The following is a 22,020-nucleotide window of genomic DNA, read 5'->3' as shown; positions in this document are numbered from 1 at the left end:
GCGGGATCAACAGTCACTGTCAAATATCCACGGCAGATCCCACAGCAGTGTCGTTTCACCGGTCTGGGCATAAACCTCGCCTTGGACTTCCGCGCCTGGCGCCGGGGCCAGCTGCATGGTCTGTGCCCGAACCCGCAGTTGATAGTAGGTGTACGCCGGTTTTTCCGAATCGAGCAACGACCGCGCCGCCTGCTGCAAGGCCGCCAATCCATCCGGATTGTGCAGCGCACTGACCGCCGGGTCCGTGACCAGGTCCACAGCAAAATAAAAAGGGGCGCCTTCACCCAACACGGTGTTCACCCCCACCTGCGCGCTCACGCCGAGTTGAAAAATGGCATCGATATCCGTGTGGTTTCGGGTCAGATCCGTCAACAGGCTCAACGGCGGAGTGACCTCGAGCAGATCGCCTTTGAGCCACCCGCGCAGCAATCCCTCCATAGCCGCCCGGGTGCCACGCTGGCCATAAAGCGGGATTGCCAGCTTGAAGAAGGCGCGGTTGAACGCGATCGGCTTTTCCATGCGAAGCGGCAACGCCAGCCAGCCGGCCAGATAATTCAGGTAATCCAAGTCCGGCTGCGGACGATGCGCAAATTCCGGTGGAGGGGTCGTGTCCGGACTGAACAAATCCGGGATGCCGCCGCTGCTCAGGTCCGGCGTTCCCTCAACCGCTCCCTCCAATTCCTCAAACAGGATTTCAAAACTCTGGAGAAACCGGCTCAAAAAGCTGACACCGTTCACCTCGTCCGAGCGGAACACGGCCGGGAGGTATTCGCGGAATTGAAGGGGACGCGTGTTATTTGCCATCTATTCTCCATCCACAACGGTGACGCCTAGCGTGGCGAGGTTGACCAATGAGGCGGCGGAAGAGAGGCGCGCTTCGTTGAGATCCTCATTTCCGTTTAAGAGCAATTGTTTGATGTGGTCCACGCCGTCGATCCCTTCGATCAGTTGGCTGAGCTCGGAACGATACACCGCACGTCCAAACTCCCATCCCAAGCCGTCGATCCCTCCACCCAGCGGGCCAAGGAAGGTACGGACCGCGTGTTCCACGTTGTTCTGCACCACCGTCCGGTCCAGCCGGCGGATGGGATCGCGGACGACCGTCAAAGCAATGGCAACATCCGTGTATTGGGGTTGAACGACGCGCACCCGCGTCGTGATTAACCGTCGCGGCTGAAGGAAATCAAAAACCTGTTGACGCAGCGCATCATCAGGCAGAGGCGCCGAAACATCGGGCGCGTTGGGTACGAGAACGATGTCGACGAATTGTTCGTCCGGGAAGACATCCGGCGTATTGACCACCACGATGACTGCTTTGGCCCGGGCGACAGTGCCCGGGACAGCTTCGATCGCCAACTGCTCAAATTCCGCTTCCGTAATGGCGCGATCCTCAACGTTTAGAGCGGCGATCACGCGGCGCAAAGTCCCCTCAATGGGTTCGCCAGGCGATCGCATCACGCCGACCAAGCCTGCAAATCGCTCGAGGCTTCGCTCCGGTACCCGGTTGATCTGGTACACCTGGGCTTCAGTCAGAAAGGCAAAGAGCTCAAGCAAGGTGATTCCGGGATCAGAGGGGTTGAAATCCGTCCACCCGGGGAAATTCTTCGGGATCAACGCCTGCGCAGCGGCGGTCAATTGTTCAAAATTGCGGTCGTCCAGGTTCAGCAGGGATAGTGGCATGGCCTTTGTTCCGATCTCTAAATGATGCTTCCCTCTATGTTGAATGCTGCAGAAAGTGGTCAAACCGTCCAGGATGGGGCCGTAAGGCTAAGGGCCCACCATCGTGATCGTGTGCTTTCCCGAATAGACAAGAAAGTTGTCGTCGAGGTAGACAAGGTCGATCACCGGCTCGACGAATTGGATGGTCGCTCTCTGCTGGTCACCGGGAGCGTCACGGCGCCAAAGCAAGACATCCTCGCTCCCCCAGTCGCCCAGCGTGATAGAGGTTACTGGTTGATCAGCCGGAATTTCGGTCAACAAGGGCGACCGCACCCGATTGTCCATTGTGGCAAGGACGGTCCCTGCAGCAAAGGGGAGTTCCGTCATGTAAGGTTGAATGGCCAGGGTCTGCGATGCCAGATGCACATCGATCGAGTCGCCGGACTGCAATAAAGCGGCGAACATCGGATCGTGAACCATAATCTGCGTGATCCCGCTCTGGTAGGGCGGTATGCCCTGTTCCAGGAGGGTTTGCATTCCCCCATCACTAGTTGACACCAGAGTCCCGGGGTCCAAGCCTGCAGCGCCGGTGTTGAAAGCGGCGACGGTCACTGTGTTTGCGGACACGGACTGCACGGTCAGCGGCAGGAGATCTTCTGCCAAGGAGGTCACTGTCATCGGAAAGGGATAAAAGACCGTGAGCACATCGCCGGGATTCAACCGAGACGCAAACTCCGTATCTTCCACGAAAACCTGAGAGACTGTGTCATTCCGCGGGATGCCCTGAGCCAGTCGAGTGCGCCAGAGGTTGTCAAAGGACGTCAGGAGACTGCCGCGCGGGAATCCAACCCCGTCGCCGGAAAAAGAGTCGACAGTGATCTTCTCGCCGGAAACGGACTGCACCGTGAGGTCCTGGATCTTGCTGAGGCGGTCGCCCTCTTTAAAACCTTTGACAGCGATCCGGTTCATGGGAGAGCCGGCAGCAATGGCCTCGGCGAGCAAGGCCGCTTTGCGACGGCTCGGAGCCATCACGGCACTGCCTTCGGGCAAGTCACGGTCCGCGGTCAGCGGAGAAAGGAAGTTCAAGCGATGCTGCGTGACGTTGGGAGACAGTTGGAGATTCTGAACATGGCTGACGCCGGGCAAGTCCTCGATGACCTTGTAAACCTCGGATGCGTAAACGTCGCGACCGAACTTCCACCCGGTTCCACCCAGCCCGCCCGTCAAGGGGTGCAGGAAGGCGGTCAGCGCGGTCAGAACGTTCTGCTTGACCGACTCTGTTTCCTCAAGGTCTTGCGGCACCACTTCCGCGATGAATCGCACCTCGATGTAGCCGGGCCCGATGACGTTCACGCGCGTGGGCGTCTGCAGCGCCAGCCCCGCAAAGGCGCGCGCGGCGATGTAGGTCTCAACCTCACGGATGAGCTCCGACCCCGGAGATAGTTTTGATCCGGCGCCGGATGGAACGATGAGAAGCGTCACCCACCCCGGTTCGAAGACGAGATCGCGATTGACATTGGGAAGGCACTTGGAGCGGGCAACGCGCGTGCCGGCCGCTTCCCGCGCCAACCATTCCAGGTCGGCAGGGGAAAGTGCCCGGTAGCGGTGCCTGAGAGTTTGCGGTCCGCGCTCTTCCGCCATCGGGATCGTCTCCGCGTCGGCTCCGCCATCGGCGGCGATGGGATTGGTCACCCCCGCCACGCCGGGCAGAGGGGACTTGATCTGTGCGATGGCGAAAGAAGGCAGATTTCCCGAATTTCCTCCTCCCGTGCGGTAGGTCGCATTGAGGTTGTTGGTATCGCGCGGCGGAATGAGGCCGTGAACGCCATCGCCAAACGTAAGCAGCCCGCTGGCATGGTCAAGCGTATAGTGGCGGTTCTGCGGCCCAGAGGATAAAAAGTTGTCCACCTCGTGCCAGCGCACCCAGGTTTCCTGGGAGCCCGTGGCGGCGTTAAAACGCGACTGAATCGCGTCGCTCCCTTCCTCCGCTTCTATCATCGCACCTTCCAAATCTGACGGCGGTTCGGTCTCTCGTACGAGGATTTGCTGGCCGGTCAAGACCGGCGAGCGGCTCAGGCGCAGGGACTGTTTCGGCATCCCGTTGCCCGATCCCAGGATTTCGTTCGCCACCGTGACCGCCTGAGTGGCGGGGACTGTATTGAGGAAAACGCCGAGCAAATGTTGCGTGAGGAGCGGGTCATTCTGGGAGGAGCGGGCACGAATCCAATAGCTCGGTACGAGGTCAAATTTGGCCAACAGGGCGATGTCGGGAGGTGTCAGGAACTCGATGCTGCCTGATTCCGTAAAATTATTGGTCAGGTCAATGACGGTAAGCTGCCGCCAGGCGGTCCCATTAAAATATTCCCAGCGCAGCGGCGGGAGTTGTGAGGAGGGCAGGGGAGCGGCTCGGGTTTCCTTGACCACGCTCCCTGCAAAGGCGCGGGGCGTGGTACTCACGTACAAGCGGACCGGTTGTTCCGGGAACATGGCGTCAAACGCAAGGTAGAACGCCGGCTCGGGATCGGCGTAGATCTGCGGGATCAGGTCCGGGGCCGCGACAAAGGGGACAAAACCCGTGCCGGCTTGCGAGGTTTGATCGGCGAAGAGGAAGCTGTTTTGCGTCACCAGGGTTGGCCCGCGTTGGGCCTGGTAATTGAGGGACAGGTCTGTGATGACAGGCGGGTCGACATTGCCGGTGCCGGGATTGACCTGAAAACCCTTCGAGGGATCCGAGGGATCCACCGCGACATAGTCGACTGGAATACCGTAATCCCCGCTGGTGATCCGCACGCGTACCCAGTAACTCTTCTGCCCGTTCACCTCCGCCTGGACCGGCGCAGTGGGGGGAAGCACGATGGTGCTCAGTCCCTCGTTGCGGAGGTTGTTGGAATTGTCGGTGGGAGTGAAAGACTGCCAGCCGTTGGCACCCAGAAACTCCCACTGGAGCTCGATCGGGGGCAGAATCATATCCAGTGCGACGTTGATATTGATTCGCATCAGCGGATTGATGGAGACCGGGAAGACAATAAACGGATTCGTATTGATTCCGACGACGATGCCGCCGGTGCCGATCTTCGTCCCGACGATTGAACCCAGACTCATCTTTGGACTCGAACTGAGATCCAGCTTCGCATGATCGCGGAACTGGACGCCTGTTGCCATCGGGGTGCTGGTGGTCCCGGTATCTGTTGCCTCCAGGCTGAAAGCGACCATCGTCGCAAAGAAGCCCGCAAAGGTCTCGAAATTGAACATGTCGCCCGGGCCCGGGTTGATCCCAAAAGGGGTGAACGGTTCCGAGAAATCCACCCAATCGTCATCAGCGAATCCGAACAAACTGAGCGGGGCCACGCGGGACACGCTGACGTTTGCAGCATGGCTGAAGCGGGTCATTGTTTGGAGGACAACGGTGTTGGCGTCCGTGACACTTTTGACCGTGACAAACTCGGGAGCAAACTCGTCGTCCAGCAGCAAAACATCATTCGCATTGATCCCCAGTGCGCTCGTCACCTTGATCAGCGGGGCAGAGTTGCCTGAGCTGTCCACAGCCAGGCTCAATGTCGTGAGCGGCTGAATCGCACGGACTTGGACTTTCGCTCCCGCGGCGTGGTCATTAAGCAGGGCAGGCGTCACGTTCAGTGTCATGCCACTGCCCCCGGTGACCATCACAGGTTCCTGCTCCACCAGGAGCACCTGCCCTTGTGCCGCCAGGCTAGGATTCGCCACCGCGATCTTCACCTCACCCGCTTTCGCGGCGAGCTTGAGTGCGGAGGAATCGACAAACTGAAACTTTGTGATTCGTGGGGAGCCGCGATATCTCCCGCTGGTCAGACGGACGCGCAGATAGAGGTTGCTCCACGCGGCGGCGCCCCCGGTGGGGCCGCGTTTCGGCACGGCTGCCGGGACGAGCATCGAAATCGTGCCCGATCGAGTCAGATTGATCGTGTTGCCGCCTGTCGTGTCGGTGAGGCTGCTCCGCGGAAGGCCTGTCCAGGCGTTTGCATCGGAATCCCAGTACTCCCAGGCCAGAACCGGAGGATCTGCGGGCTTCAGATTCACATTCAACGTAACGGTCGAATTGGGTTTGGCGAACGCCTCACGGCTTCCGATATAGAATGCATCTCCGACTTTCGGTACGGCGCTGAAAGGCAGAAAATCCTTGGTCACATCCAGCGGGGCACTGTTTGCAAAAGCAAGATCGGGCAGGAAGGGTTGGGCGTTGCTGATGGTTAAGGCGAGACTGCTCAGCCGTAGATCATGGGCCACCCAGGCATCGGGGAAAGGGGTGGTGAGCACGAGCTGCACCCAGCGGCTGGCGAGGCTTTGTGCCAGTCCAATGCGCCCGATCGTTTCGAGATCCACCGGATCGGCCAGGGGGAATGAAACCTGGACGGCAGTGCCGGAGACATTGACAACGGGTGGGGCGGAGAGGGTTTGGGTCTGCCCCTGCGTTTGATATCGATAAGACAACTGCTGGAAGAATTTTGCGACTTGCGATGAGGATTGCCCGCTCTGCCAGTTCGCATTCAGGGTAATCATCGCCGGCCGTGTGAACTCAAACAGGGCCTCATCGCCCAGATAAAGAATGTGGGGGAGTGCATCGGTGCCGACAAAAGGCGTAAATCCGGCGGCATACTGTCCCGCCATCGTCGCGGTCAAGTCGGCAAAGCGATCCCACACCGGATCAAGAGTCAAACCCATCGTTAGTTGCGCCGGGAGGACGGTGAGATCGTCATCGGTCTCAAAAATAGTGGCCGGAAGCTGCCCGCTGGGCTGAGTCCCCGCTTGGATCCCCTTGGGCACGCGGGTCGGAGGCGTGCCCGCCGCGAGCGAGAAGGTGAGCGGCGCGCGGGCGGGAGAGGGCGGGATCAGACTCACGCCGGTGGCATCGAGGAAAGCCAGAAGGTTTTTTTCAGGCACTGCATTGAGCCGCTGAAGTGCCAGTTCAAGCAAGCGCGCGTAGATCCGCTGAAGCATCGTCCCGGCATCGCCTTCGGGCGGGGGGGTCCATTCCGGCACCTGGGCCGACGTCAATTGCTGGAGCCGGTTCAAAATATCCTGAAGTGAGCGGCCGTCTAGAAGAGGCCCGCGCAGCGCCATCAGAGTATTCCCTTTTGAAGAAAGAATGGATAGACAACGTTGAATTGCGTGTCGGTGCGGCGCACCCGGTACTGGACATCGATGAGCAGGACGTCTTCGCGCTGGGCATCCGCCGTGACCGCGACATCAAGGACTTCGATTCTTGGCTCAAACCGGATCAGCGCCTCCTTGACATCATGAGCGAGGAGCGATGTGGTCGTGGTGTTGAGGGGCGCGAACACCTGATCGAACAGCCCGGCGCCAAAGTCAGACCGCATGAGGCGCTCGCCCCGCGCCGTCTGTACAATCAAGAGGATCGACTGGCGGACATGATTTTCAAAGGAGTTCATCGCGATGTGCCCCTGGCCATCCACCTGGAGCGGGAATGTCATCCCGGTTCCCAGGAAGCCTTTGCCTTCACTCGAATTGTTGTCCATAGAAGGGTCCTCTCCACAGCGAGGCGGGCGCGCCGTGCCGGCCGAGGAGGCACGACGTGCTTCGCCCCGCCATTCGAATCGTCTACCCGATCATGACGGTACCCACTGCGACGATCGTCCCCACTGGCAATTCGGCGGGATCGTTGCATGTCTTCGCGGTATCGCCATTGCGCACGGCGCCTTTGCCATTAATCATCACCGTCGCACTGGCCATGACAATGGTCGCGCGGTTGGTGGGGGGATTCACAAAAGTCCCCCCTATGGGCACATGCGCCGGCGTGTTGGAGGCGGTGCTGTTCATTGTCGCGGCGGGCATTCCCATGATTTTGACATCGCTGCTCAGTCCGCCGTCAATCAGACCGGCAAAGGGGTGCGGCGTGAGAACGGGAGGCGCCGTGCCGGGCGGCTGAATCATATGCATGTCGGTCGCCATCACCTGATCGCCCTGCTTTGCTGCGGGCATGCCCATCGCGCTCATCCCCTTCTATTGGTAAACCCATCAAGAGCGAGGATGACGGCAGTTCATCGACGCCACGTCGAATCTTTCGGCCGATTCATCCCTACCCCTCCAAGTCCAACCCGGTCCTGGAGTCCCGGTTCAATTGATATTCACCGTCGACCCTTTGATCGTTGTAGTCGCCGAAGCAGAGAGGGTCATTTGTCCCTGTGCCTGGATCTTGGTGTCAGCCGTGGAGGAAAGCTCAATGTTCTGTGCACTCAGCTTGATCTTTCCCTGCGAGGCGTCCAGGGTGATGTCTTGTGCGGACGTGATGGTGATCGTCTTGTTCGCCGTGTCAATCGTGATGCTGTTGTTGCCGCTCTTATCAATGATCTCGATCTTCTCCTTGCCGTCGCTGTCGTCCAGACGGATCAAATGACCGCTGCGCGATTTAATGAAGCGCAGATTGTTCTTCCCGTCGGCGTTTGTATCGGGGGGGGTGTCCTTCCCGTTCCACAGCGCCCCCAGGATGTAGGGGCGCGAAACGTCGCCATGCTCAAACGCCACCAGCACCTCATCATCGGTTTCCGGCAGAAAGAAGGTCCCGCGGTCTTTCCCCGCCATGAGTGTGGCGATGCGCGCCCACAAACCGGAATCGTCGTCGAGGAGTCCTGGGAGCCGGACTTTGACCCGACCCATTCCCTGGGGATCCTTGTTGTCCAGGACAATGGCGATGGCAACGCCATAGACGCGAAGGCGCTCCGAAGATTCCAGATGGGCGAATAGATCCATCGTGCTTAAACCTGCAGGGTCACGTCAAAAGAGGATTGGTAACCATTCCCTCCCACCGTGTGTGTCACCCGGCGGACCACGTAATTTCCCTCAAAGCGTCCGATCCCGCGTAAATCAAGAAGGGTGCCCGCATGTATGTCGGGTCTTCCGACCGACGTTCCATTACCGGTGATGAGCCCTTGCTGCAACTCCGAGAGAATCTTGTCGGCGCGGGCTTCCGCTTCCTGGGTAGAGGAGGCCGAAGCATCCTGGATGACCAGTTCCGACTGTCCCCCGGCGCCGCGGGCGATTTGCTGCTGCCCTGAAGGTGCCAGGTTGGAATTCACCGAACTCTCGCGCGGAGCCCGGCCCGAGATGCTTTGTCTCTGAACGGGATCCCAGCCCCGCACCTCCACGGCATTGACCTGCCCCGCCGTGCTCAGCCGGGGGGAAAAGCTCATCAGGGTTTTTCCCCACTCCAATTGAACCGTGCCCGCTGCGGGGGCCTGGCGCTCAAAGTGCAGCAAATCGCCTTCTACCCAGAGGGTACAGTCATTCGCTTCGGCCAGGCTTTCAAGGAAGGCGAGATTGGTGACATGGTTCTGGACCCGGGAGGCGGCGCGCGGGGAGAGGACGTCCACGGACGCCGTCAGGTTCATCTCCTGGGCAACCTTGGTAACAATGTCGCTGTCGGCCGCTGCCCCGTCAGAGGTGGCCTCCCCAAACCGGCGGCCCGATGTTCCACGCGTCAACCGGGACAGCAAGTCGCCCCCATAGACCTCCAGCGTGGCCGGTCCGCTGTCAGGGAATTCCGCCGTCAGTTCGGTAATCTCTCCTACGATCATTTTTTCGGTGTTGCCGACATAACCGAGGGCAATCTCCACCCGCGTGCCCTCCACGAAGACACCCGCCGTTTTGTTGATGAATTTGAGCGTCGGGTCATTCAGGCGGAAGCTGAACTCGGAGGGCGGGTTCATGTGCTCCGTTACGCTGACCTCGAGGATGGTCTTGGCCATTGCAGCCTCAAGCGGAATGCCTCCCACCTTGATCTCGAATGTGGGCACATAGACATCAGGGAAAATGGACAATGCACTGGCCACTGCCGTCATACCTCCGAAACCCTTGGGACGCGGAATTCCTTAAGTGAGCACCGGAATGATCAACCCTTTTCCCGCAGGAACCGTCAGCGGGTTGTCCAGGCCGTTCGCCTGGGCGATGGGACGCCACTGGCTCGAATCGCCGTACTCCTGCGCCGCAATGCCCTGCAAGGTGTCGCCGGTCTTGAAGATGCGTTGCTTGGTGCGATCGGCGGATAACAGCGGAATGCTCGACAACAAATCTTCGAGCAGGTCGTAGCCTTTGAGCGTGACGTTCAATCTCGCCCGAAGCGGCATCCCGATCGGATTGAAGTACTCAAAGGTTTGTGTCACGCCCTCGAGCACGCACGGGAATATCATCGAACCCCACACAAAAAGCAGGCGGGGAGGAGCATGCGTGTCGGAATTCACGTCCGTGAGGGCGAGGACCAGGCTGGTCAGCGCGCGCACGTCAAGCCCCAGATCCGTGGTGTCAAAGAACAATTCCATCGTCAGGGTTTGCGCGCTGCCTTTCACAAATTGAAGGAGCGAGGAGCCCAGCCCCGGGATGCCCACCTCGGCGTACTGATTGGTCTTCTGCAGTTGATACTGCGGCGGATTGAACTGCACCGGGATCGGAATGGGAATCGGGGCGTCCTTATTGATGATGAGTGCTTTCATCAGGGCCATCAGTACAAACCCCTCCTCTCACGCTCCCGTTGCTGACGGCGCATCAGGGTTTGATAAACCTTCTCAGCCACGGCATTCAGGTCGAGAGGCAACCTCTCCGGAGGTGCGGACGGCGGGAGGGGCGACCGCGCGTCGGGCTGGGGCGGACGCTCCCGCGCATCGTAGGTTTTGTCCTCAGGGTCAGCATCTTGCCGGCCACGCCGCGTCAATCTCAATTCCATCCCGGGCAAGGGTACGGGCAGGACCGTTCGCTCAATCAGCTTCTGGATTGCCCCGTTCGGGCTCTCTGGGTTTGACAGTTCAAGAGTCTGCTGAATGGGTGCTTCGACGACTTCTACCCGGGTTGGCTCGGTCTCCGGCTTGGCCCTGAAAGTCTCAGTTTTGGATAGCAGGGCGGGCCAGGAGGTGATAGTGGGATAACCACCGCGCACTTCATGTCGAGGGGAGGTGGAAGCACTCAGGATGATCCGGGGCTCGAAAGGCGTGATGCGAGGGGGCAGCCAGGATGCTTGCTTCGTCTCGTTGAGGGACTCCGGCGGTATAGAGTCGCTTTGCACGCTGCGCGGCGGAGCAAGCGGCAACCTTGCGCCGCTGCCCTCGTCCCGGTACAAACCAAAATCACCGCTCCTAGATGGAAACATGCTTCGCCCGCCATCAAACTCACTTCGTGGAGGGTTGCCGTCGCCCGCACGAGGCGGGCGCAAGATGGCAAATCGAACCGGCGGTCTCGACGGGATGAGACGCGGCCACAATGGCGACGGTCGGTCGGCGGTTGGGGCCGTTCCGGCTTCCTTCGAAGAGACGCTCGTCGCGGTGAAGGAATGAATCTCCCCGCCGTCGAGTGCCTTATCCACCCGGGTCGATTTCTCCGGGGAGAACTCCAAGGGCAAGGACGGCCATCCCCCCCAGGGTGTGACCCGCCTCGCAAACTGTTCATGCCAGGTTAAGATTTGCTGCGCGGAGGCGAAGGACAGGTGTGAACGCCGGGAGGATTCTGTGAGGATAGAATTAATCGTGTGTAGATTAGCTGGGCGCCAGGAGACACGCGTACGAGCCCCGGATGGCAGGGGGGAGCTTTGCCCAACTCTTTGTCCCAACGCTCGTGCCTCGTTCATTTTCGAATCCCAAAATACGCCACGCGCGCGATGATTATGCTGATCAGCGAATGCCCGGCAGACTGCCCGGAGGGCAGGGCGCCGATCGTCTCATCAGGCCGTTTCCCGTATCTTGCAATTGATCTTCCCAATCTCTTTCACCCAATGCCGCCGTTCGGCGTGTTCGAGCGACAGCAACTGGTCGTGGGGCCAGTGAAAGTGATAAGCGATATAGGCCACCTCCTCGTACAACTGCCCGAGGGGGTAGCCTAAGATTCCCCCAGGTGTCCCGGCTCCACCTCGAAACCCTCCTGGCAGCGAGGGCAGAGGACTTTAAGAGTTCGGGTTCCATTGCCGTTGATGCGATTGTAGAAGTCCTGAAGGAAGGCGAGATCGCCGGCAAACAGTCCTTCGATCACCTTCGGGTTGATCGCGTCCAGTGAACCCAGTTGCGTTACCACCCGGCCCAGGAGGATGCAGATCAGATACGCCGGATTGCTCTGGACACGCGAATCCTTCAACGGGAGAATTTCGTCGGCCGCGGTCGCCAGTCGCATCATCCCTTCGCGATGGATTTTTCCTTCGGGATCCACATATCCGCGGGGAAGGACAAATTCAAATTCCGTCGGAAAGGCGGTCATGCGCGTTCCACCCTCTCGCAACTGACCGTCAGGGAGTCAACGGACACGTCGTTGCCTTTGGCGTTGAAGTCGGGTCCGTCCCACTTGCTGGGCCAGGCGCTGAAGAAATTCCAGCGCACTTTCTCCTGCCCGGTATCGTCTTGCAGGATGATGGAACCGTTCTTGCGCTGAATCTGTCCGTTGACTGCCGCCAGGTGCCAGTCATAGAGTTCCCGTGAATCGGTGGTCCCCCACTTGAGAGTGATGTCCGGATAACTTACTTTTCCCGGCAGTTTGCGCACCGTGGTGGCATCACCGCCCTCGCGATATTCAATGACCTCGACATTAGAGCCGAAACCGCTGCACTCCGAAAATCCGGCCTGGACGATGCCATCAATCTCTACGAGGAATCGAAAGTTCCTGTATGGATCCACTCTTGCCATCGAACATCCTCCTTTTCTAGGTTCTATTCAGGTACCGACCCGCGCCCTTCAGCTCGGGTCCCATGTTGACCGCAGCGCCGTTGACGTCTGCCGGCCTGATCCTACCCGCCGGTCATTTGCTGGATTCGGAAGATAACGAACTCGGCCGGTTTGACGATGGCGACACCGATTTCGGTGACCACTTGTCCGGCCTCGCGCACCTCGGGCGGATTGGTGTCCGCATCGCATTTGACGAAGAACGCCTGCTTGGGGGTATCGCCAAAAAGCGCCCCCGTGCGCCATTGATTGAGCAAGAAATCGCTGACCGACCGGACGATGCGTTGCCACAGGGCCGGCCCGTTGGGCTCAAACACAACGAACTGAGTTCCCTGGTCAATGGACTTTCGCAGGAAATCGAAGAAACGTCGCGTGCTGATGTACTTGAAATTCCCGTTCGCATCGCCGCCGACGGTGCGCCCCCCCCAGACCCGGATGGCGCCGTTCAATGACCGGATAAGGTTGACCCCGGGGGGATTGAGCTGGTCCTGGTCCGCTTTGCCCAGGGCCCATCGCAATCCGGTGGCGCCAAGGACCGGTTCGTTGGCGGGCGCCTTGTAGACGCCGCGGGTTGAGTCGGTCCGCGCATAGATGCCTGCAATGTGGCCGCTGGGCGGCACATAGATCAACCCGTTGCCAGGCGGCGTTTGCTTGGACTGTATCAAGCTGCTGGCGGGATCAAAAACCTGGACCCAGGGGAAGTAGAACGCGGCCGAATCGGAATCGGGAGGGCGCAGGCCGGGCGGATTAGCGGTCGTGGGGTTTTCCAAGCCGGTGAAATCACCACTGGCAAAGGCGGTCCCCGCATCGGTGCTGACCGGATCCAGGATGGCCACGCGGTCCTGAAGATTGGTGCAGTGTGAGATCAACGCGCTGTAGTTCGTGCTCCCGGTCAAGCCGGGTGCCGCCACCATGGCGATGGCATCAATCGCCGCAAAGGCCCGCAGCGCGTTGTTGAGGTCCCCCTCGGAGGCGATACGGCAAACGTAACAGCCCGTGCCGCCATTGTCGAAAAATCCGAACACCGCGTGCGCCAGGTGCTGCTGACCGGCATTCACGGCCGGGTTGGCAACCGCCGTCGCCGCCGCCGTGGAATCGCCCGTATAATCCCCGAACAGTTTGGTGTACTGCATCCAACTGGAGATGAAGTACGGTTGAGCTGCCGGGGCCGGCACCGCAAAATCAACGAACTTGTAGCCCTGCGCGATGAGCGCCGGCGCATCGGTCTTTTGAGGCAAAGCAGGCAGTTCGATGGTATCGGGAATCACGCCGATGAAGCCGGGTGTGCTCGTGCCCACCCCGGCGATAGGTCGTGCCAGAGGCGGCACTTCCTCCACATAGACGCCCGGTGAAAGATACGTTGAGGCCATGATCGCGTTCTCCTTTCCCCTCGCAAGGGATGAAACTGGACTATGTCAACTGCACGTTGTAGTTGTTTCCGGCCGTCGCCGGGATGGTGATGCTGACCGTTCGTGTTGTCGCGCCGGATCGAACGGTCAAGGTGTAGGCGCCCCCCGCGATCCTGCCGAGGCTGTATCGGCCCCCGGCGTCGGTGGTTGTCGCGAGACCCAGCTCGACGAGCGTGACTGCCGCGTTCGCAACTGGTGCGTTGGCTGCATTGGTGATAACCCCGCCGATCCGGAAGAGATCTCCATGAGTCGCTGACAGGTTCAGTTGCTCCATCCCCACCAGCCCCGTGATCACCACAGGGGCGGTTTCCAGGGTAAAGACGCCCAAGGCGATCGTGACTGTCACGGTGAGCGATGGCCGCAGCCTGCTGCCCAGGGCGGACCAGAACTCAGACAGGTTCTTAATCGCGTCCGGTTGCATGGCGATCATCGGCAAGGGAGGCTCCTGACCGACCAGGCTGCCCTGTAAGAACGAGCCCGGGATCGTCGGGTACGCCGAAAGCACCGTCAGCACCTGGCTCAGCAAGCGGTGCTCCTGAAGGGCCAGATCCGTGCCGCTCGCTGCCCACGCCGTGACAAGGTACGAGCATTGCACCCGCAGGGGCGGGCGCGAAATCGTCGCTTGACCATTGATGGTTCGGATGTCCGGTTCGTTGCTTCGCAACTCCAGATTCTCCCGGAGGTCATACAGGAAAAGATTGACCGTCGTCTGCGCCGGATTGAAAGGCTCCGAGGGGCGGTCGAAGGTAATCTGCGCTGCCGCCAGCTCCGGGTATCTTGCTGCCAGGCCCGGGTCATCCAAGATCGATTGCAATGCCAGGCTCAGGTCGCGGATCATGGCCGAGTCGATATCTCCAATTTCGGGTTAAACTCTTTCAACCGATTGTCACCGCGAAAGGGTCCTGGAAAACGATCTCCGCTCCATTCACTTCAAGCCCTTAAGCGACAATCGATTCCTCGATGGTCCATGCGGCATCATTCCAGGTCCGGCCCAACTTCTGATGCTCGCGCCGCGCCGCCTTCAAGAGATGTTGCATCCGGATCACCGGGCCATCGGCGGCCGCCAGGAAAGACGCCGTAAGCGCAATATTCTTGATGTTTCCTCCCGGGAGCTTGACATCGCGCGCGAGCGCCCGGAAGTCCACTTCCGGATCGAGGGGAGCTCCCTGGGGGAAGGTCACTTCCCAGATGCGTCGCCGGAATTCTTCGTTCGGAAAAGGGAAGTCAACAATGACCCTCAACCGGCGCACAAATGCTTCGTCCAGATTCCGCCGCAGATTGGTCGCCAGGATCGCCACCCCGGCATACTCCTCCATCTTCTGCAGCAAGTAGCCGATCTCGATGTTGGCGTACCGGTCGTGCGAATCCTTGACCTCGGACCGTTTACCAAAGAGCGCATCCGCTTCATCGAAGAAGAGGATGACATTGGCGTTCTCGGCCGCGGTGAAGATACGATCCAGATTCTTTTCCGTTTCGCCAATGTATTTGCTCACCACCCGGGACAGGTCGATCTTGTAGAGGTCGAGTCCGAGTTCGGTCGCGATCACTTCTGCGGCCATGGTTTTTCCGGTGCCGGGGGGACCGGAGAACAGAACGTTCAACCCGCTGCCTGTCGAGAGTTTGCGATCGAAGCCCCAAGTGTCGTACACCACGGCGCGGTGTTTGACATAGTCGCAGATCTCCCGCAGTTGCTGCATCTGATCGGGAGGCAGGACGATGTCGTCCCATCGAAAGCGGGCAGTGACCTTATGAGTGAGCAAGGCGAGTGCAGGATTCGATTGCAGTCGGCAGGCGGCGAGCAGGTCGGGCATGGTTACCCCGACCGTTTCCGGATCCCGCCAGCGAGCAAAGCTTTCCGCGCAGGCTACTGCACTCCTGATCTGTCCTCCACTGAGGTGGAACTTGTTTGCAAGCGAGTGGAAATCGATCTGTCCAAGATCTGCCTCGGTCCCTTGGAGTGAGTGGGTCCACAGTTTCAGGCGATCACTGAAATCAGGCTGACCAAACGCCACTTGCACGATAGGAAATCCGTGCCAGGTGTCATCGGGTGGCCACGCGGACTGCCCGGACAGGAAGGTCAAACCGGGGTGGTTTTCCAGTAGCTTGACGACCGCATCCCGCCTCGCTCTCCTGTCCTCAGGGAACAGGGTGTGAATGTCCTTCCAGTACAGGGCAGCGTCTTGAAGCCGGGCTTCGCGTCCAATCAGGCCAATTGTGAATTCGAAATCCTCCTGCGAGGTCAACAGCAGATGTTCGACATCAATGCGAATCACTTGCCCCCCCATCTCACGGCACAGCGCCTCGGCTGTTGCGCCTTTGCCGACTCCGGAAGGACCGAAAAAGTGGAAGAGAATCCCTTCGCCCTTGGCTCTCCCTTCAGCAGCCAGTGAAAGCAAATGCTGTTTAAAATCCTTGGGCAGGACGAGATCATCAAGACGAGTCTGAGGATTGGTAAGCCGGGCCACCGGCAAGAGGCGCACATCCAGGTCGTTTGAGCCCAGGAGGTAATCTAAAATCCGGTCATCCGCCTTGAGAAATCTGCTCAACTGCGTCGGCTGAGGATGGGAAGGGTCATCAAACGAGCGCAACAACTGATGTTTCATCAGCGGCGAGTTCACTGAGAAGCGCTCGCGCCATGCCAACTTCTCTTCGACAGAATGACCCAGCAGGTTCAGGAGGAGTCCCACGGTGGGCCGCCGCTTGGTGACGTCGTCCTGGAGGTAACCATAGAGGCGCTCATAGCGCGCATCGAACTCGGGGGCCAGGCAGATCAGCAAAGCCTCAACATCGAAATCGATCAGCTGAAACAGTCGCCGGATCTCCTCGAGCCGTAGCACCACGCCCTGCCTGGAACTCTCGGCCTTACGCCGGACAATTTCGCTCGTCACCTGCTCCAGGGCCGGTGATGTTGAATCCGTTTGGGAGATCCAAGCGGGGACGCCGAGGGGTCGACCCAGCAGGGAATCTACTTCCTCCTCTGAGATGTAGAGCCCTCGAAACTCATTGTCGGACTGGTAAACCTGCATCGCTCCCCGCACGGCTTGCTGGATGAGCAGATCGATGCGGAGAAGCTCCGCGATCAAGTGTTCTGTGGAAGTGGTGTACTGACCCATCGGTTTCGAAAGACCTCGGTTCGACACATCGAAGCACTTTGCAGCGGGTGCTGAGAAGATCCGGGCCGGTGTAGCCCGCTGCACTCGCGCCAAAGCTCAAGTTTCACCCTTACTGATCACGCCAAAGCTCTGTTCGTACCGGTCGATTGACTCTCTGAGAGTTTCCAACAAACTCTTCGCGTAAGCCGGGCTTGTGATGATCCGCGTCTGACGGTGCGCCTTTTCGTCTCCGGGATAAAACTGCCCAAAATCCAACAGGAATTCAAAGGCATTGAACCCAATCTCGAAATAATTGGCGTAGTGTCTCTCGGACAGGCCCTTGTCATCGGTCTTGAATTCACGATCCATTTGGATCTCGGCAGTCAGAGTGTAGAGCTTTGGAATAGCATGCAAATCCGTAGCAAATCCCTTACCAACGGGAGACGCGTTTTGTTTTTTCTTTAAGTGAATGAAAGGAAGGGGGCTCATTCCTTCGCCCGGGGCGAGGGCGGTTCCGAGGGCCCAGGTGGTGTCACCTGGCCTTGTGACAACCTTCCATGTTTAGCGAGGAGAGTTGGAGGCATGACATTCAGGCAGATTCAAACGTTCAGCGTTTAGAGGGAGTACCTTAATGAAGGCAGATAAGAGAGGTTGCCAAGAGATTTGAGGTGTCATTCAAGAGTGTAACAGACTGTCCCATTTCTGTAGGTAATGTGACAGGTCCTGGGAATGCCCCTGGATATCCGAAGGAAATGTTCTTGCGGGTCATGCGTGTATCCGACGGTGTCACACCCTCGGTTGAGCGACTGCCTCGGCTTGGCCGTCCGCGTTACGCCGCCGAGCGGTGGATGCGGTACTTTGCAATCTTTCGATAAACGGTCATCCGCGACCAGTGGAGTTCCTGGGCGGTCTTGCTTTTGTTCCAATTGGTTGCGAGGAGGGTTGCCAATAATTTGTCGCGCTCGCTTTGCGAGCAATTCTCGCCCTTGACCAGGTGCCGCCGGAATGGCTCCGGGAAGTCTTTTAGAGAAATCCGTCCTTGCGGGAGGTTCACAAAAATTGCCTCTAACAGGTTCTTGAGTTCTCGAATGTTGCCAGGCCAGTCGTAGTGAAGAAGAAGATCGAAGGCCTCCTGGGTAAAACCTTCGACCAAACACCCAAAACAACGATTCATTTCGCGAATGTAATGATTCAACAAGAGCGGAATGTCATCCTTTCGCTCTCGAAGCGGGGGCAGCTCGAGCCTGACCACATTCAGCCTGAAATAGAGATCCCTTCTGAATTCGTTGGCCTTTGCCAGGGCGTCGACATCGCGATTCGTGGCCGCGATGATTCGGATGTCCAGAGGGAAACTCCCTTGAGTTCCCAGCCGCTGCGCCTGTTTCGTTTCGATGACTCTCAGGATTTTCGCCTGCGCCTGCGGACTCATATCACCGATCTCGTCAAAAAAAACCGTCCCTCCATCGGCCGCCTTAAGCTTTCCTTCTTGAAAGGAATCAGCCCCGGTGAATGCACCCCGCTCATGGCCGAAGAGTTCACTCTCCAACAAGCTGTCGGGAAGCGCTGCGCAGTTAATGCAGACCAACGGTTTACCATGCCTGGGACTGTTTCTGTGGATCAGTTCCGCGACCATCTCCTTTCCAGTCCCTGTTTCACCGGTAATCAAAACGTTGCTGTCGGTCAGGGCGGTCCTTTGGATGGATCCCTTGATTTCCTGGATGGGGGGACTGTTCCCGACCATCGGCGAATCCTCGCTGGCGGAGGGATGGCTCGCTTGATTGTTCGGGAAGTTCGTTCTGGGAATGAGGCGCGAAAGCCAATGGTCGATGGATTGGAGCAGGCCTTCTGCCGGGAGTGATTGTTTGAACTGATGAATGTCATCCACCGCTCCGTTGTTTCCTGAGATTCTTTCATGGTTATTGGCGATGAGATGGATGACGTGAGCTCTTTCGGGGGATCCGGACATTCGATTCTCTCCTGCCTTTGGAACACCCTCGCCTTCCGGAGAGAACATGATCACAAGATCCAGGGTTCTGTTCCGGAATGACTGCACCAACCCCTTGCTCTCGGAGGGCGCGCTCACCTCGAAGTCGTAGTTGCGGAGGAGCTGGATTAACTCCTGCCGAAGGGCTGTCCCTTTGGACGCAACCAAGATTAATGGCTGTCTCATGAATCCCTCCTTGCGCCATTTGTGGAGAACCACCTTGGTCCCGAGCTGCGGTGAAACCAGGAAATCAGGCGCGAAACCGAACTGTCCCTAGGTTAAGGATTTACGTGTGCTCACAAGTTCGATCATGAGTTTCACCCGGCGACGACTCTCTTGACCCGGGACCGCCCCCGGTCTCATTGGATATCGATAAATAAGAAAAGAAGGCCCCTCCTTAATTTTAAGAGAGACATTCGTCTTAAATTCAGAATCTGCGAGATCGGCAATAGGATTGGGGATCTCGAGCAGGACTTCCCGTAATGGATTCGTAATTTGCAGGCGCTCGCCTTCGTGCCTTATACACTGGCGGAGAAGACGCCGTCAATTGAAAATCGGCAGACCGCTCCCCGGCGCCGGAAGCCAATTTTCTGCCGCCGGACTTGACTGGGTGGGTTAGTCTAATGCACTGCAACTTCCGGCCCGGGACTGGGCCTCGTGGATAGACACTTATGACTGAGGAAATGAAAGTCAGCAAGAAATTCAAGGACGATCTCCTGAGGGAACAAGTCCGGCTGACGTTTCGACATCTGCCCACGATGCAGGTGGCCTCCTTCGTTGTGGCCCTCGTCGTCTCCTATCTCGTCCGTGGGATTGTCCCTCATGCCAACATTTGGGGTTGGCTGTTGATGATTGGGGTGGTTGTAGTCAGCCGGATGGTGCTTTTTTATCAGTTTCGGAAAGTCCAGGAAGGCCCGTTCGCCGCAGAGAGGTGGAAGAATTTCTACGTGTATCTTGCCCTTGTTTCCGGATGTGTCTGGGGCATGTCCGCGTTTATCATCTTTCCGGTTCATAACCTGGAATATATTTCCCTTTTTGTTCTTGTCCTGGCCAGCCTTTCAGCAACCACGACCATATCCCATTCCGCCAGTCGATTTGCTCCCGCGGCATGGGCCATCCCGGCGATGTTGTTCTACGCCATCCGTTGCCTGATGGAAGGAGGGGAGCCTGAATACATCGTTGCCTTCCTCATCATTGTTTATCTCCTCACGATTCTGCGCTATTCATTCACGCAAAACAGAATCATCACTGCAGCTATCTCTTTGAAGTTTGAAAATCTGGAACTGCTTGAGGAGGTGAAAAAGGCGAATGAAATCCTCAGCCAGGAGATCACCGAGCGCAAGCGCGCCGCGGAGACCACCTCCCGGTTGGCCGCCATTGTCGAATCCTCTGATGATGCCATCATTGGAAAGACGCTGGAGGGGATCATCACGAGTTGGAACTCCGGGGCTGAAAGGCTCTACGGCTATGCCAAAGAAGAAGCAATAGGCCGCCCCTTCTCTTTTATCATTCCCCCTGGATTTCCCGATGATGTTTCCATGATTCTCGACAGGATCAAGCAGGGGGAACGGGTCGACCACTATGAAACCGTTCGGAGAAGAAAGGACGGGACGATGGTGAACGTCTCCTTATCTGTCTCTCCCATCAGGGATTCCTCCGGAAGCAGAATAGGAGCCTCTGCGATTGCACACGACGTAACAGAACGCAAGAGAGCCGAACAAGAACGAGAGAAACTGATCGCAGAGCTCCAGGAGGCCCTTTCCAAGGTCAAGACCTTGAGCGGCCTGCTTCCGATTTGTTCCTCGTGTAAAAAGATACGAGATGACCGGGGGTATTGGAATCAAATTGAAGGCTATATCAGGAGCCATGCGGAGGTGGAATTCAGTCACGGCATATGTCCGGACTGCATGAAGAAGCTCTATGCTGATTTCCAAGGGGGGATTTTTGGAGAGAAATAGTTTCTTCGGCAGTAGACTAAACTGCGGTCACATAGAGGTAAAAGGAGTCAGGCCGCGACAATCGACAATTCGTTTGCTGCCTGGGCAAAGAGCGTGGCCATGGAACAGAAGGAATTTGTCGAATGTCGCGGCCTGACCCCTTTTGTTCGGATCCATGTTCCCAGGGGAGTGATTTCGGGGGCAAAAAACAGATCCTAAGGCCTAAATATTGCCTTTTTTTCGATCATCGACAACCCTTTCAATCAGTTGCCTTGGTCCGACCCCAAACATTAGCTCTGACCCACAAATATTAGTCCATCAAGCATTCGTAATCGATGATCCCGTACCGTGCCTTGGGATGCTGGATTTCCACGTACCCACATACGGACCATTCCCCCGGATGGGCCACCACGCCGGCTCGCACCATGTTCAAATCCATATAGGCCAGACACGAAGAATGGAAAGGTCCCAAAAACTCCCGACCCCCGACCGACAGATTGCTCTTTCCACCGAACGTACGCCCCCCCTCACAGCGACCGTCCCCCAACTCCGTAGGAGTGCCATATCTGTAGTCACGCCGAGCCCCCCACCACGTCGCAGTGCAACCCCGTAGGGGTGACATCTGCTCTGCCGACACCGAATCGTAAACGCAATGCCGCGTGGACGGGTTATTTGCTCCCCCAGATGTCACCCCTACGGGGTTCAACCCCACTGAAATGGGAGATGACTCAGGCTATAAAGATTCCACTCCTACGGAGTTGGGCGATGACGCAGTCGGGGGTGTGGCTGGTCCCACTGGGTCTCGATGTGGAACACCAGAGCTCAAGGGTTTACACACCCCAAAGTCATACCTCCGCTTCTCTATCCTACCTGCTACACCCTCACGCTCAGCCTCCCCCAACTCCGAACGATACCGAATCGTAGCTGCAATCCCTGCGGCGCATGATCCCAAACATTGCCTTTCCCTGGGGGGACTCTCACTCGGCAAACTGACGCCAAGCTTCCTCGCATCGACGCCGGAATGACCTCCCCACCTTCCCGGTCATCCACCAACAAATGGCAGAAGGGGACAGACACCCTCTCTCTAAGCTAAGCAATTTTCAAATTTCTTTAAGAACAGGTGTCTGTCCGAGCGCCGGGATAAACCGGCATGAAGTCGCAGATGAAAGAACTGCACAGGAAAGGAGTAGCGAACCATCCTGACCCCGAGTCTTGCCTGGGCCACCGTGAGGTGACGCAGTTGAAGCGTAGACAGGG

Annotated in this window: 18 protein-coding genes and 1 pseudogene; 2 read left to right on the top strand and 17 right to left on the bottom strand. The window is 58.2% G+C overall.

What is annotated here, in order from left to right; all coding sequences use genetic code 11:
• Positions 1–6 precede the first annotated feature (6 nt).
• The 9 genes from LAO21_13580 to LAO21_13540 all read right to left on the bottom strand — a co-directional run bounded on the left by LAO21_13580 (position 7) and on the right by LAO21_13540 (position 11,038).
• A complete protein-coding gene (locus LAO21_13580) occupies positions 7–804 on the bottom strand; it encodes a hypothetical protein (GenBank protein MBZ5553749.1) in 798 nt (265 codons plus the stop codon).
• Positions 805–1,680, bottom strand: a complete 876-nt coding sequence (locus tag LAO21_13575; GenBank protein ID MBZ5553748.1) for a hypothetical protein — start codon at positions 1,678–1,680, stop codon at positions 805–807.
• Positions 1,681–1,767: 87 nt separating this feature from the next.
• Entirely contained in the window at positions 1,768–6,756 is a 4,989-nt protein-coding gene (locus LAO21_13570; GenBank protein ID MBZ5553747.1) for a putative baseplate assembly protein, read from the bottom strand.
• Positions 6,756–7,172 carry a GPW/gp25 family protein gene (locus LAO21_13565; GenBank protein MBZ5553746.1) on the bottom strand — a complete coding sequence of 139 codons (417 nt, stop codon included), beginning with the start codon at positions 7,170–7,172 and terminating at the stop codon, positions 6,756–6,758. Before LAO21_13565 ends, LAO21_13570 begins: the two co-directional genes overlap by 1 nt.
• An 82-nt stretch (positions 7,173–7,254) precedes the next feature.
• The gene (locus LAO21_13560; GenBank protein ID MBZ5553745.1) at positions 7,255–7,641 is read right to left on the bottom strand and encodes a hypothetical protein; all 387 of its coding nucleotides are present in this window, start codon (positions 7,639–7,641) and stop codon (positions 7,255–7,257) included.
• A gap of 129 nt (positions 7,642–7,770) precedes the next feature.
• Positions 7,771–8,403 carry a phage baseplate assembly protein V gene (locus LAO21_13555; protein MBZ5553744.1) on the bottom strand — a complete coding sequence of 211 codons (633 nt, stop codon included), beginning with the start codon at positions 8,401–8,403 and terminating at the stop codon, positions 7,771–7,773.
• Between the two features lie 5 nt (positions 8,404–8,408).
• Positions 8,409–9,491, bottom strand: coding sequence for a hypothetical protein (locus tag LAO21_13550; GenBank protein ID MBZ5553743.1), 1,083 nt, complete (start codon positions 9,489–9,491; stop codon positions 8,409–8,411).
• 30 nt (positions 9,492–9,521) lie between these two features.
• On the bottom strand, positions 9,522–10,148 hold the full coding sequence (locus tag LAO21_13545) for a LysM peptidoglycan-binding domain-containing protein (protein MBZ5553742.1): 627 nt from the start codon (positions 10,146–10,148) through the stop codon (positions 9,522–9,524).
• Positions 10,148–11,038, bottom strand: coding sequence for a hypothetical protein (locus tag LAO21_13540; protein MBZ5553741.1), 891 nt, complete (start codon positions 11,036–11,038; stop codon positions 10,148–10,150). The genes LAO21_13545 and LAO21_13540 overlap by 1 nt, the downstream gene beginning before the upstream one ends.
• Positions 11,039–11,293: 255 nt before the next feature.
• Between LAO21_13540 and LAO21_13535 the strand changes: the two genes are divergently transcribed.
• A complete protein-coding gene (locus tag LAO21_13535; GenBank protein ID MBZ5553740.1) occupies positions 11,294–11,515 on the top strand; it encodes a hypothetical protein in 222 nt (73 codons plus the stop codon).
• Here the strand turns inward: LAO21_13535 and LAO21_13530 are convergent.
• From LAO21_13530 to LAO21_13500, 7 genes are all read right to left on the bottom strand, one after another.
• Positions 11,512–11,883 carry a phage tail assembly protein gene (locus LAO21_13530; protein ID MBZ5553739.1) on the bottom strand — a complete coding sequence of 124 codons (372 nt, stop codon included), beginning with the start codon at positions 11,881–11,883 and terminating at the stop codon, positions 11,512–11,514. The two genes, LAO21_13535 and LAO21_13530, sit on opposite strands and share 4 nt — an antisense overlap.
• Positions 11,880–12,305 (bottom strand): phage tail protein, encoded by a 426-nt coding sequence (locus tag LAO21_13525; GenBank protein ID MBZ5553738.1) that lies wholly within the window; start codon positions 12,303–12,305, stop codon positions 11,880–11,882. Before LAO21_13525 ends, LAO21_13530 begins: the two co-directional genes overlap by 4 nt.
• 101 nt (positions 12,306–12,406) lie before the next feature.
• Complete coding sequence (locus LAO21_13520) at positions 12,407–13,711, bottom strand: phage tail sheath subtilisin-like domain-containing protein (GenBank protein ID MBZ5553737.1); 1,305 nt, start codon at positions 13,709–13,711, stop codon at positions 12,407–12,409.
• A 40-nt stretch (positions 13,712–13,751) separates the two neighbouring features.
• Positions 13,752–14,588: a Pvc16 family protein gene (locus tag LAO21_13515; GenBank protein MBZ5553736.1), complete on the bottom strand. Its 837-nt coding sequence runs from the start codon at positions 14,586–14,588 to the stop codon at positions 13,752–13,754.
• 100 nt (positions 14,589–14,688) lie between these two features.
• On the bottom strand, positions 14,689–16,863 hold the full coding sequence (locus LAO21_13510; protein MBZ5553735.1) for an AAA family ATPase: 2,175 nt from the start codon (positions 16,861–16,863) through the stop codon (positions 14,689–14,691).
• Positions 16,864–16,959: 96 nt separating this feature from the next.
• Complete coding sequence (locus LAO21_13505) at positions 16,960–17,211, bottom strand: DUF3467 domain-containing protein (GenBank protein MBZ5553734.1); 252 nt, start codon at positions 17,209–17,211, stop codon at positions 16,960–16,962.
• A 460-nt stretch (positions 17,212–17,671) separates the two neighbouring features.
• The gene (locus tag LAO21_13500; GenBank protein MBZ5553733.1) at positions 17,672–19,012 is read right to left on the bottom strand and encodes a sigma-54 dependent transcriptional regulator; all 1,341 of its coding nucleotides are present in this window, start codon (positions 19,010–19,012) and stop codon (positions 17,672–17,674) included.
• Positions 19,013–19,497: 485 nt separating this feature from the next.
• Here LAO21_13500 and LAO21_13495 point away from each other — a divergent pair, with 485 nt between their 5' ends.
• Positions 19,498–20,784 carry a PAS domain S-box protein gene (locus LAO21_13495; protein MBZ5553732.1) on the top strand — a complete coding sequence of 429 codons (1,287 nt, stop codon included), beginning with the start codon at positions 19,498–19,500 and terminating at the stop codon, positions 20,782–20,784.
• Between the two features lie 310 nt (positions 20,785–21,094).
• Here LAO21_13495 and LAO21_13490 read toward each other — a convergent pair.
• Positions 21,095–21,214: pseudogene (locus tag LAO21_13490) on the bottom strand (transposase).
• Positions 21,215–22,020: the final 806 nt, after the last annotated feature.

The organism is Terriglobia bacterium, from assembly GCA_020073085.1.
GTDB lineage: Bacteria > Acidobacteriota > Terriglobia > JAIQFV01 > JAIQFV01 > JAIQFV01.
This window is presented reverse-complemented; position numbering and strand designations above follow the sequence as displayed.